This window comes from Raoultibacter massiliensis (assembly GCF_900199545.1).
GTDB lineage: Bacteria > Actinomycetota > Coriobacteriia > Coriobacteriales > Eggerthellaceae > Raoultibacter > Raoultibacter massiliensis.
On record NZ_LT962671.1, the window covers coordinates 61,632 to 73,544 of the forward strand.

Annotated in this window: 11 protein-coding genes; 7 read left to right on the top strand and 4 right to left on the bottom strand. The window is 65.0% G+C overall.

Translation table 11 applies throughout. The features are described from left to right. Positions 1–417: 417 nt before the first annotated feature. From C1719_RS15990 to C1719_RS04365, 7 genes are all read left to right on the top strand, one after another. The gene (locus C1719_RS15990) at positions 418–1,911 is read left to right on the top strand and encodes a C40 family peptidase (protein WP_245874354.1); all 1,494 of its coding nucleotides are present in this window, start codon (positions 418–420) and stop codon (positions 1,909–1,911) included. 15 nt (positions 1,912–1,926) lie between these two features. Further along, positions 1,927–2,634: a hypothetical protein gene (locus C1719_RS04340; protein ID WP_013978962.1), complete on the top strand. Its 708-nt coding sequence runs from the start codon at positions 1,927–1,929 to the stop codon at positions 2,632–2,634. Between the two features lie 14 nt (positions 2,635–2,648). Further along, positions 2,649–3,635 carry a VirB6/TrbL-like conjugal transfer protein, CD1112 family gene (locus tag C1719_RS04345; protein ID WP_013978961.1) on the top strand — a complete coding sequence of 329 codons (987 nt, stop codon included), beginning with the start codon at positions 2,649–2,651 and terminating at the stop codon, positions 3,633–3,635. Positions 3,636–3,760: 125 nt separating this feature from the next. Continuing rightward, the gene (locus C1719_RS04350) at positions 3,761–4,237 is read left to right on the top strand and encodes a hypothetical protein (RefSeq protein WP_013978960.1); all 477 of its coding nucleotides are present in this window, start codon (positions 3,761–3,763) and stop codon (positions 4,235–4,237) included. Positions 4,238–4,254: 17 nt separating this feature from the next. Next, positions 4,255–7,323, top strand: a complete 3,069-nt coding sequence (locus C1719_RS04355) for a VaFE repeat-containing surface-anchored protein (protein ID WP_013978959.1) — start codon at positions 4,255–4,257, stop codon at positions 7,321–7,323. A gap of 69 nt (positions 7,324–7,392) precedes the next feature. After that, the gene (locus C1719_RS04360; protein ID WP_013978958.1) at positions 7,393–8,133 is read left to right on the top strand and encodes a class B sortase; all 741 of its coding nucleotides are present in this window, start codon (positions 7,393–7,395) and stop codon (positions 8,131–8,133) included. Continuing rightward, a complete protein-coding gene (locus tag C1719_RS04365) occupies positions 8,133–8,264 on the top strand; it encodes a hypothetical protein (RefSeq protein ID WP_013978957.1) in 132 nt (43 codons plus the stop codon). The genes C1719_RS04360 and C1719_RS04365 overlap by 1 nt, the downstream gene beginning before the upstream one ends. 132 nt (positions 8,265–8,396) lie before the next feature. Here C1719_RS04365 and C1719_RS04370 read toward each other — a convergent pair whose 3' ends face one another. The 4 genes from C1719_RS04370 to C1719_RS04385 all read right to left on the bottom strand — a co-directional run. Next, a complete protein-coding gene (locus C1719_RS04370) occupies positions 8,397–9,362 on the bottom strand; it encodes an Abi family protein (RefSeq protein WP_013978956.1) in 966 nt (321 codons plus the stop codon). Between the two features lie 190 nt (positions 9,363–9,552). Beyond that, entirely contained in the window at positions 9,553–10,125 is a 573-nt protein-coding gene (locus C1719_RS04375; protein ID WP_013978955.1) for a hypothetical protein, read from the bottom strand. Then, entirely contained in the window at positions 10,122–11,372 is a 1,251-nt protein-coding gene (locus tag C1719_RS04380) for a relaxase/mobilization nuclease domain-containing protein (RefSeq protein WP_013978954.1), read from the bottom strand. Before C1719_RS04380 ends, C1719_RS04375 begins: the two co-directional genes overlap by 4 nt. Before the next feature lies 1 nt (position 11,373). Beyond that, positions 11,374–11,913 (bottom strand): hypothetical protein (locus tag C1719_RS04385; RefSeq protein ID WP_245874356.1); only part of this gene is annotated, 540 nt, incomplete at its 5' end.

Sequence of the window (11,913 nt, forward strand, 5' to 3'; positions counted from 1 at the left end):
GCCCAGGCCAAGGGGAACCTCAAGCGCGCGATCGCCGATGCCGCCGCGTCCGAGGCAGACGACTCCGAGGAGCTCTCCGGCATCGGACAGGCGAGCAGCACCTTCCGCGGCGCACGCTCCGTCATCGCACGGCATTCCGCCTCCAAGAAGGCCACTGCCGCCTCGAAGCCTAAAGGCCCGCTGAAAGGGACCGCAAAGCATGCCAAGGCGGGGGCCTTCGGTCAAGGCGCTGCCGCGAAGGCCCGGCATGCGGCCGTCGGCCAGGCATCTGNCCGCTCTGGCTCGACTTCAAGCTCGAGGACCAGAGGATCCTCTACCGCTCCACCCCCGTGCTCGAGGGCGCGCAGACCTCTCCCGTGCCGGGACGCCCTTCGCGAAAGGCCAAGCGCAAGGCGAAGAGGAAGGGGGCGGAGGCGAATGCTGCTGTTCGATAAGACCAATAAGAAACCCAAGGAAAAGGAGGCGGCGGCACGCAAGGGCAGGCTGCCCGTGCGCGGCGCGCATGCCCGCACGACGGGGCTCGAGGAAGAGGAGAAGAAAGTCGAGCAGGCGGCGCGCCGCAAGAGGCGCGCGCGAGCCGAGGCCAAAGACGTCCTTTCCGCAATCGGCTACGACGCCATGTACGCCGACGGGACCGCGCAGGTCGAGGAGGGCCTCTTCAGCCAGACCATCGAGTTCGGGGACATCAGCTACCAGTCCGCGCGCGAGGAGAACCAGCAGTCGGTGTTCGCGGCGATGAGCGAGCTCTACGACTACTTCGGCTCGGAGACCTCCGTGCAGCTCACCATAACCAACACTCCCATACCCGAGCGCGAGATCGGGCGCAAGCGCTTCTTCGAGAAGAGCGACCCGCGCGTCGACGAGTACGTCGAGGAGTACAACCGCATCCTCAACGACAAGATGCGCGAGGGGGTCTCCAACCTCGTGCGCCACCGCTATCTCACCTTCCTCGTGGGGGCAGATGACCTCGACGCCGCCGCGCCCAGGCTCGCCCGAGCCCGCGGCGACTGCATGCAGACGCTCGCCCGCATCCGCTGCGAGGCGCGCNAGGGGCTGCCGCCCTACATCACCTACGAGATGGTCGAGGAGGCGCTCGCGTGCCAGGAGGAGTACGGGCACCCCGCAGGATGTACGATCGCGCAGATCATCGTCGAGTCGGGGCAGGGCGACCACCTCTCGGGGCTCGCCACGCAGGACCACAACCTGTTCGGCATGAAGTGGTCGAGCGCCTACGCGCTGTGCGAGGAGGTCGCGGGGAAGAGCTCGTGGAGGACCGGCGAGGAGTACGGCGGCGAGCAGGTCACCGTCACGGCGGATTTCATCAGCTTCGTCGGCGACGCGGAGTGCATCCGCTTCCGCAGCCGCGTCTTCCTGCAGGCCGATCGCTACGCGTCAAACGCGCTCATACGCGAGGCGATTGCGAACCACGACTCGGACAAGATGGCCGAAGGGCTCAAGGATGCGGGATGGGCGACGAGCTCGAGCTACGTCGAGAGCCTGAAATCCGCCATGGAGACCTACGGCCTCTACCGCTTCGACGGCATGAGCCTGGAGGACTTCAGGTCCGGGGCGGTCTCGGCAGACGCGATCGTCTCCGCCGCCTACAGCCAGCTCGGGGTCCCCTACGTGTGGGGCGGGACGACGCCGGGCGTCGGCCTGGACTGCAGCGGCCTCACCCAGTACTGCTACCGCCAGGCGGGGATCTCGATTCCGAGAAACACTGAAAGCCAGTACGCCCAGGGCAAGAAGCTCTCCCTGTCGGAAGTCCAGCCGGGCGACATCCTCTACCGAACGGGGCATGTCGGCATCTACATAGGGGGCGACCGCTACATCCACGCGCCCCATCGGGGCGAGGTCGTGAAGATCGCAAGCGGGATCTCGAGCTTCACCTGCGCCCTGTCGTATCGATAGACAAGGAGCAAGAAGATGGACAAGAAGACGAAACTGATGGCCATATGCGCCGCAGGCGCTGCGGCGATCCTTATAGGGGCAGGGCTCGCGCGCTGTGCGATCGCGCCCAGCGATCCCAATCCCGTCGTTCCCGTGGAGGAGCAAAGCCGACAGGCAGAGCAGGCGGGCGAATCCCTTGCCGGCTATGCGGGCACCACCTGGGAGAGCGAGGACGGTACGTGCACGCTCACGCTCTCCGATTCGACGATCGTGGAGTCTGGAGAGGCGGGAGTCCAGGTGATGTACTACGAGGTGCTCTCCGAGGAACCCGACGATGATGGCCTCTCGGCGCAGATCTCCTTCACGCGATCTGCCGGCGAGGCCGCCTCCCAGACGCTGCTCTCCATAAACGACACGGGAGGCCGAAAGAGCATCTCATGCGACGCGTTCGCGCTGTCGAAGAGCTACCTCATCGCCGAGGGCTCCGAGGCCGGGATCGAGCTCTCCGCCCACTCGCCGGAGCTCAACGAGCTCCTCGATGCCGAAGACGCCGAGATCGCCTCCGCCATAGCGCAGAAGGCATCCTCGGCGTCCCCGACGGCAACGCTCGCCACCTGGGACGGCGAGGTCTACATCGACTGCAACGAGGACGTCCTCACGACCTCCTTCCACCTGAACGACGCGGCCTCGACTATCGTGCAGCTCTCCCTCGACCGCGGATCCGGGGAGATGAGCGCGCTATGAGGCGGGCGGCGTCGATGATCTCAGACAGGCGCTTTCTCCTCGCGTTCGCCTCCACCTTGCTCTTCGCGACGCTCATGCTCGTCCCGGCGTCTCCCGCCTACGCGAGCATCGCCGACGACGTGAACGCATGGCTCGCCGGGCTTCTGAGGGACGCGTGCAACTGGATGTTCACCAACCAGGTGGCGGTGCTCTCGAGCATCGGCTACGAGGGCATCATCGGCGCGGACTTCTCGCAGATGCTCACGACCGCAGGAGATGTCTCCATGTACGACATCGCGCGAGGGGTCTGGGACGCCGCGGTGCTTCCCATCGGATGCGGGGTGCTCGGGCTGGTGTTCACGGTGAAGCTCATCCAGATAAGCCAGCGCATGGACGGCAACGCCTCCTTCCCCGGCGTGAAGGAGGTCGTCTTCCTGCTGGTCTTCTTCGCCGTGTTCCTGTTCCTCATACAGAACAGCTTCGAGCTCATGGAGGCCATCTACGCGGTCGTGGGACTCGCCATCGACCGCACGATGTCGCTGTTCGGCTCGGGCGGCGCGATCGACCTTACCGCCGTGAGCGTGGTGACCGAAGACGACGACGTCCCGGCGCTCATAGCGCTCCTCTTGGTATCGGTCATCAGCTGGGTCGTGGTGCTCGGAGCCTACATCGTGGCGCTCGTGGTCTGCTGGGCGCGCGCCATCCAGCTCTACATCATGGCCGCGTTCAGCCCGATCCCGCTTTCCCTCATGGCGTTAGACGACACCCGCCAGATAGGAATCGGATACCTGAAGAACTTCACGGCGGTGTGCCTGGCGGGGCTGATCATCCTGATTCTGCTCATAGCCTTTCCGCTCATCTTGGGAGGCCTCACCGGGGCGAGCACCTCGACGGGCACCCCCATCGACGGCATAGCGACGGGGCTCACCTACGCGCTGCAGTACCTAGCGATGTGCGTGCTGCTCATCCTCTCCCTCGTCAAGAGCGGCGCATGGGCGCGCGACATCGTCTCGGGAATCTGATCTGGGAACTGACGTTTTGAAAGGGGGTGGTCGCCTTGGATGGCTGACCGAAACCGAAGGCAAGGCAATCAGGCGGGGCTTCCACAACTACGCCCGCCTAAAGGATGCAAAGAAAGGGGCATGAAATGCCTGAGAAGAAGAACACCTATCTCACGCTCCACAAGAACTTCGTGCGCACCGACATCGAGTACACCGACCGCGTGACGGGAGAGGTGCGCACGTTCAACTCGGTGACGCTGCCCAAGGGGACGGTGATCGACGGGGTGGACGTGAGCTACTACCAGTTCAGCCCGATGTTCGTCAACGAATCCCGCTACCGCGGCGAGAACTACCGCGACATCCCGCTTCTGACGGATCGCGAGGTGTGGCTCAAGAAAAGCGTGCTCGACGAGGACGGCCAGCCGGTGCTCGACGAGCGAGGAAAGCCCGCCAAGGACATCGTGCGCGTCATGCCGGCGCAGATCAAGGAGGCGCTCGACCGCAACCGCAGCGAGTACCTGCAGAGCCTCTCCGAGAAGGCGCGCGGCGCGCGCGAGGGCTCGGAGCGCCTGGGAAACGGCGATAGGCGCGCCGCCCAGAGCCGCGAGAGCATCGCGATGTAGGAGGAGGTGCGCGAGAAATGAAAGAGAAGACGATGGAGAGGATAACCTCCTCGAAAATCGTGCGGGTCGCCATGGCGATGGCGCTCGTGCTGTCCGTCGCCATCGTCCCGACCAAGGCATATGCCTCCGGGAACGTGAACGTCTCGATCGGCAAGAGCATCCCCTATGCCGGATACGAGACGACCCAGATGAGCGCCAACGGCAACGACGCCTACTGCATCGAGCCGTCGCGCTCCACGCCCGATGCGGGAACCTATCCGACGAGCGAGGCGGGAGATCTGGCGGCGGCCATGTGGTTCTCCTATGGGGCACCCGGCTTCGACGCGTCCATGTGGCCCAGCTCCTGGTACGACGGAAGCGGCATGGACGAGGACAAGTACCGCGTGGCGAGCCACATCCTGCTCTCGTACGCCAACCTGGGATCTGCCGCCGAGGCGACCTACGGCACGAGCGCCGAGTTCGCCTCCTGGGCGGAGCGCGAGATCGCGGGCGACGTGTGGAGCCAGGTCAACGCACGTGCGAACGAGGTCTCCACGGGATTCTCGGCCATCAGGATCCATGCGGGATCAGACGCCCAGACGCTCGCCAGCTTCACGTGGGAGCGCGGCGGCGTGAAGATCGCCAAGGTCGATGCGCAAGCCGGCGCAGGCGAGCAGGGCGACGCCTCGCTCGAGGGCGCCGAGTTCGCCATCGTCAACGCATCGGGGATGAACTCCTACGTGAACGGCCACAGCTACGCAGACGGCGAGACGGTCATGACCATCTCCACCTCCTGGGACGGCTCGGCCTACACCGCGCAGACCGCGAGCGACGCGCTGCCGTGCGGCACCTACCGCATCGTTGAGGCGAACGCTCCGGAAGGCTACCTTCCCTGGGAAGGCGAGCTCGGGTTCGCCATCGAGGGCGACGGCCAGGTCGTCGACCTTTCCGGCGACCCCGTGCATGACGACGCGATACGCGGCGGCGTGCAGGTGACCAAGGCCGACGCGGAGCTCGGCGAGTCCGAGGCGGTCGGCGGGAACGGGCATGCAGCAGAAGGCGTCGGCACGACGCTCTCCGGCATCGAGTTCGCCATAACGAACGCCTCCGAGAACAAGGTCCTCGTAGGCGATGCCTGGTACGAGCCGGGCGAGGTGATCGCCGTGATCGAGACCGCGTGGGACGATGGAATCGGCTCCTACGTCGCGAGGACCGCGCCCGACGCGCTGCCCTATGGCACCTACACCATCCAGGAGACCGCGACCAACGACTCCTACCTGCTCACCGACGGCGAGCCTAGGACCTTCGAGATCCGGACCGACGGCATCGTCGTGACTGCCGACGCGGAAGGTGGCGAGCTTGTCTTCCACGACCAGGTCGTCCGCAACGACCTCAAGCTCTCCAAGAAGGCAGAGGATACCAACGCGAGCCTGCAGGTCCCCTTCGCCATCACCAACGTCGCGACCGGCGAGACCCACGTGCTGGTGACCGACCGCAACGGCCAGGCCTCGACCGAGGCGGGCTGGAACAAGCACACCCACAACACCAATGCCAACGACCACCTGCTCGAGGCCGAGGCCATCGCCTCCGACATGATGGACCCCGAAGCCGGCATCTGGTTCGGGCTGGGCGAGGACGGCTCGTCCGCTCCTGCCGATGACGCCCTCGGCGCGCTGCCGTACGGCCAGTACACCTTGGAGGAGCTTCCCTGCGAGGCCAATGAGGGCTACGAGCTCATCACCAAGACCTTCTGGGTCGAGCGCGACTCTGGGGTGGCCGAGGCCGTCTGGATGACGCTCGACGACAAGGAGGGGCCGAAGATCGAGACGCAGGCGGCTGACGCCGCCGACGGCGATCAGACCGCCCAGGCGGGCGGGCAGGTGACGATCGTGGACACCGTCTACTACGAGAATCTCGAGTTCGGCGGCACCTACACCCTCACCGGCACGCTCATGGTTAAGTCCACTGGCGAGCCTCTGCTCGACGCCGAAGGCAGCCCCGTGACCGCCACCAAGGAGTTCACGGCGAACAACACGAACGGGTCGGTGGACATCGAGTTCACCTTCGACGCGAGCCTGCTCGCGGGCGAGGACGTCGTGGCCTTCGAGAGCCTCGTGAAGGATAGCATCGAGGTAGCAGTCCACGCAGATATCGAGGACGAGGGCCAGACGGTCCATTTCGTCGACATCGGCACCACGGCGGCCGACGCCGCCGACGGCGACAAGCTCGTGACGGGCTCCGAGGTCATCATCGCTGACGAGGTGGCCTTCGAGGGTCTGACCCCTGGAGGCTCTTATACGCTCGAGGCGACGCTGATGGACGCCGAGACGGGCGAGCCGCTGAAAAGCGGCGAGGGGCTTCTCGCGACTGACGTGGCCGCGACCGTCGAGTTCACGCCCGAAGCTGCCGAGGGTACCCAGACGGTAGAGCTCTCATTCGATTCCTCCGGCCTCGGCGGTCACCGCCTGGTGGTGTTCGAGAAGCTGCTCGACGCCGAAGGCACCGTCCTCGCGGTGCACGAGGATATCGAGGACGAGGGCCAGTCCGTCACGGTCGTCGAGATCGGCACCACGCTCGTCGACGCCGCCGACGGCGACCACATGGTCGAGAACGGGACGGTCACCGTCGTGGATACCGTCGAGTACAAGGGGCTCGTCGCAGGAGAAACCTATACTGCCCACGGCACCATCATGGACAAGGCGACTGGCATGCCCCTTGAGGACTCGGAAGGCAATCCGGTGACCTCAACCGCGGAGTTCGTGGCGGAAAGTTCTGAGGGAACCGTAGAGATCACCTTCGAGTTCGATGCTTCCCAGCTCGAGGAGGGCGCCTCCCTCGTGGCGTTCGAGGAGGTGCTCGACGTGAACGGGAACGTCATCGCGGTACATCAGGACCTCGAGGACGAGGGGCAGACCGTGGTCGTCGACAACCCCGAGACTCTCGGCACCCCCTACGACAAGACGGGAGGCGACCTGCTTCCCGTATGGGTTCTGATCAGCGCCTTGATCCTCTGCGGCGGCGCTGCGGGCGCATACGCGCTTCGCGGCCGCATCCGTCGAAACGCATCAGTTGGCGAGGGATCCACTGACGAGGGTCCCGAGAAGTAGCCGGGTCCCGGTCGATCGAAGAGGGCGGGGCGGCGATGAGCCTCCCCGCCCGTCTTCCTGGAGGTTCAAGTGAGCACAAATATCAAGCAGCGATTTGCAATCATGGTGGCGGTGACAGCGCTGGTCGGTGCTGCGGCGTTGGGGTTGTGGCTCTTCAGCATCCATGACAGGGCGGCAGATGTAGACCCCTCTCCTATCTCGGCAGATGCTTCGGGAAGCGATGCGGCATCCGATGGCGCCCCGACGGTCGACTGGGAATTCTGGCTGTCGGTGAACCCCGACATCGTGGCGTGGGTGAGCGTCCCGGGGACTGATATTGACTATCCGGTGGTACAGGCGAGCGCCGACGATCCGACCTTCTACCTCGACCACGACGTCTACCGCTGCTGGAACCCCTACGGATGCCCCTACCTCGACGCCGGCTGCGCGGGGCGGGGAATCGACAGCCCGCTCGCTCTCATGTTCGGCCACCACATGAACGACGGCAGCATGTTCTCGGCATTCGCGAACTACTCGGACAGGGGGTTCGCGCAGGAGCATCAGGAGATTCTCCTGCAGACACCCGAGAGGGACATTCGCCTGAACGTCATCGCGGCGGACGTCGTGGATTCGAACGCTGAGCACAAGCGCCTGGAGTTCGCCGACGACGGAGAGCTCGGCTTTTGGCTCGAGAGGCTGCTGGCCGAAGCGGACGTCGTGCTCGACGTCGACGTTGAGGCGGATAGCGTCAAGGCGTTCTGCACCTGCAGCTACGGCAGGTGGAACGGGCACGAGAGGACGATAGTGTATGCGCGGGAGGAGGTGGTGTGATGCAATCGACCATATGCTTCTTCATCGGCATGGCGATGATGGCGTGCGCGATCGTGGGGTACGCCTGCATTCGGGTGGGCGCCATGAGCGAACGTGAGGAAATGCTCGCCGAGGGCAAGCGGGAACCCTAGGCTGCTTTCGGCAAAAAAATAGGGCAGAAACGCTTTCGCGATCCCGCCCCGCAAACCCGAAGGTTTCTGTCTGGCTATAATTATCGTGATTGCGGCCCGTTTGTCAAATCGAGCATATAGGATTTACCAGTATCACCGTTGGCTCAGCCATGCCTGGAAGACCTTTGACAGAAAGTCGTATGCCGAGATGATAGTCGTGTTCCCCCTGTACCAATCCGAGTTCTCCTCTGCACGTTGCCTAAATGCCAGGAATCCGTCGTATGCTCTCGCCTGCCTTTCTCGGGTGACGAAACGGTTGCAGGCATAGGCGAGCACCGTCGTCTGGAGCACTCGCGGATTGCGCATCTTGGATCGTCTCAGGCGCTTCGAGACACCTGCGTCGCCGAGCGCTTTCGCGACCGATGCGGGGTATCTCGTCGACGTGGCCGAGGAGATACCCAAGCCGTTGATGACGGCGCTCGAATGGGCAGCGGCGTTCCTGAGCGAATTCGCTCGCCTGAGAAGGTAATGGTCATCTCTCATTTCCGTATCGCCCCATCGGTTTGCGCAGAAGAGGTAGAAGCTGGCAAACGCGCCGAACGACGACAGCTCCAGGAACACCCATGCCGGCATCTCGTCTAGCGGATAGCGCTCGACGAGCGGTCCGAGGTAGGCGTCGTTCTCCAAGCGCGAGATCTCGCCTTCGCGCCTGTTGCGCTCGGCGTGGTTGAGGTGCGTGAGGTAGTCGGCGAGGACGGAGTAGCCGTCCTCGTTGCGATTGTCGGTTATTTTCTCGACGAGTTTTGTCTTGGCGGCGTTCTCCACGTCGAGTGTGAGCGGCAGCAGGAACCTGCGCAGTTCCTGGTCTATCCCCGCGAGGTCGACCAGTTGCCCGAAGTCGAGCCCGGCATACTCGCCGTCGTGCTTGCCGCCCACCCGTTTGGGAAAGAGCACGCGGTACGCCGCGAGGCGGAAGTAGTGGTCCTGCTCGGAGAGGATGCGAGAGGCCTCTCCCTCGTCGCACAGCTCGAAGGTCACGCCCTTGGACTTCAGGTGCTCTATCTGCTCCTCGACGGTGAGCTTGGGCTTTCTTTTATTATCTTCTGCGATTTCGTTCATAGCTTCGATCTTTCGTGCTTGGATAGGGATCGGTCTCGAGGGACGGAATGCGCGCCGTTTCTCAATTATCCTTCTTTTCGCATGCAATTGCGCGTGAAACGGCGATTGGAAGGTGCGCCTTGCCTACATGAACCGGAACACCGCCTTGAACATCCAGCGGACGAACGCCCCGATTCCCCTGAACACCGCTTTAATCATTTCCGAATCCTTCCATCCAATCGTCTTCCATGTCGTCTGCTGGCACCTCCTGTGCCGCTTCGGCCTCGACCGCCCTTTCGAGTGTAAGCGGAGTGACGCCGACCGCCTCCGCCATGAGCGCCTGGCTTGCCGCCAGCCTCTCGTCGTCGTTCGCCAGGTAGCCGCTCAGCCTCACGATGCGGCTGGCGAGCGACCCTCCGGGCCCAACGAAGAGGGCGCAAGCGCGATCTACCCTGGCGACGTCCACGAGCTCGCCGAAGAGCCTCGCGAGCACCGTCGAGCCGTCCAGGGTGACGCTCTCGATTCCGGCGGCCTCTCTCGGGGTGGCGAGCTGGAACCTCCAGCCCTTCTCGCGCCTCGCCTCGGGGGCCTCTCCGCCGTCTGTCCGGTAGGCCTCGTTCGCGGCGTAGCAGTGCGCCGTGAGCCAGAGGCCCTTCTTCTCGACGTCTGCGTAGTCGAGCGTAAGATCGGCGAGCATGCTCTTGCCCGAGAACGGCTGCGCCTCGGTGAAACGGTCGGTGTCGAACGCCTCGATGCGCCCGCGGTAGGCGACCTCCACCCTCATCGGAGCTCCCTCCTTTCTCGCCGCCGTTCCTGCTGTGCCTGCGTCTCGCGGCTACGCGGTTTCGCGTCGCCGCGCCTGACGGGCGCTTCCTCGCCCTGCGGCTGCCTTTGCCGCCTTGTCTGCGCGGTTTCGGGCAGGAGCCTGTTCGCCGCCGCGTATGCGCGCACCTCGCGCAGCGCTTCCGCCCGTTCGGCGGAATCGCCGTCGGCGCGGCCTTCGAGCCTTTCGATCCTCCTGTCGAGGTCTGCCAGGCTGTGCGCGTTCGCGGACATGAACGCCTCTATCGCGCCGGCGAGACGTTCCAGCTCCGACAGGTCGTTCAGCTCGATGGCGCTTTCGGCTTCGGAGAGTATCCGTCGGGATGCCGCCGGGGCTGGGTGCCAGGCGGCGATCCTGTCGAAGCGCCGCCTGAGCGCCTCCTGGCCGAAGGAGAGCCCCAGCTTCTCGCCTCCGATGCGCCAGGTGGGGTGGTCTGAAAGCGAGTAGATCCAGTCACGTCGCCACGACTTCTCCGAGTTCTGCGAAACATCCACTTCGAGCGCCTCGAGCACGGCCATGAACTCGTCCTCGTTGCGGGCGAGCGCCTTGGCCACCGTGACCCGGTTGCGGATGTCTGCGACCCACGAGTAGCCACCCTCTTTCTGGATCTCCCGCTCGGCGCGCCGCATGTATACGCTCTGCAGCGTCGCGGGCGTCGCCTTGCGCGTCTGCCCCTCGTCCTCCTCCCTCACGGTGTCGTTGCGCATGAAGCGATATCCGCGTTCCTCTGCGAGATCCTGAAGGCTGCGGTTGAGCTCCAGCGGGTCGGGGGTCTGCAGCCTGCGTTCGGTGGCGAGGTTGGTGTTGTTGACGACGATGTGGGCGTGGGGGATCCTGCGCTCGTTGTCGTCGTGCAGGACAATCGCCGCCTCGAAGTCGGCGAAGTGCCTGAGCGCCCAGGCGCTCGCGAGCTCCGCCACCTGGTCTGCGGTCAAGCCGTCTTGAGGATCGGGCGACATGACGAAATGCTTGAAGGTCCTCGCCGGCTTGCCCCGATACGGGGTGTCGTTGCCGCAGGCGCGCCTCGTCGCGTCCATCGAGTCCGCCCAGTCGAACCCGGCCGGGGCGGCCGAGACGTCCTCGAAGGCGCGCTCCTCCTGCCATGCGAAGTTCATGACCATGATCCCGAGGGCGCGCCCTCCCTTCTCGAGGTAGTGCTTTATGCCGGCGCATCCCGTGTGGCCGGCTATGGGCTTCAGCAGCGGCATGCTAGTCTCCGCCCACTATGGCACGGCCTTCGAGCGAGGCGAGCTCGCCCGCCATCTCGCAGCGACCCTCGTCGACCTGCGCGAGCAGAAGCGCGCACTCGTCGAGCTTGCTGGACACCCACTCCAGGTCGCCCCTTCCGTGGTCCAGCGCGAACTTGATGGAGTTGAGGGCGTGCACGCCCTGGTTGTAGTGGTGCCCCCACCTGACGAGCTCGCGGGAGAGCCTGCGCATTGAGAGTCCGTCGAGCAGCACGCCTCCGCGCTTCGCGTTCTCGGCATCGTCCGCGACCATGCGGGCGACGTAGCGCAGGTACTCGGAGCGGGTGAGCCCCTCCTCGTCGGCGCGCTCACAGACCGCGCGGAAGTCCGCGTCGCTCACGCGGGCGGTCAGCACGTTGTCGTATCTCAAGACCTTCGTCATCTTCTCCATCCTTCGCATCCTCCGCCGCCCCGATGCGGTGGAGGCTCGGGCGGCGCTCTTTCCAGGGGCGCGGGGCATCCCCCGCATGGCGCGGGCCGGGGAGCTTGCGGCAGCTTCGCG

Coding starts and splice junctions, on each gene's coding strand:
- C1719_RS04375 (WP_013978955.1), bottom strand. CDS start 10,125: ATGAGGGTGGAGGTCGCCTACCGCGGGCGCATCGAGGCGTTCGACACC.
- C1719_RS04355 (WP_013978959.1), top strand. CDS start 4,255: ATGAAAGAGAAGACGATGGAGAGGATAACCTCCTCGAAAATCGTGCGG.
- C1719_RS04345 (WP_013978961.1), top strand. CDS start 2,649: ATGATCTCAGACAGGCGCTTTCTCCTCGCGTTCGCCTCCACCTTGCTC.
- C1719_RS04340 (WP_013978962.1), top strand. CDS start 1,927: ATGGACAAGAAGACGAAACTGATGGCCATATGCGCCGCAGGCGCTGCG.
- C1719_RS04365 (WP_013978957.1), top strand. CDS start 8,133: ATGCAATCGACCATATGCTTCTTCATCGGCATGGCGATGATGGCGTGC.
- C1719_RS04380 (WP_013978954.1), bottom strand. CDS start 11,372: ATGCCGCTGCTGAAGCCCATAGCCGGCCACACGGGATGCGCCGGCATA.
- C1719_RS04370 (WP_013978956.1), bottom strand. CDS start 9,362: ATGAACGAAATCGCAGAAGATAATAAAAGAAAGCCCAAGCTCACCGTC.
- C1719_RS04350 (WP_013978960.1), top strand. CDS start 3,761: ATGCCTGAGAAGAAGAACACCTATCTCACGCTCCACAAGAACTTCGTG.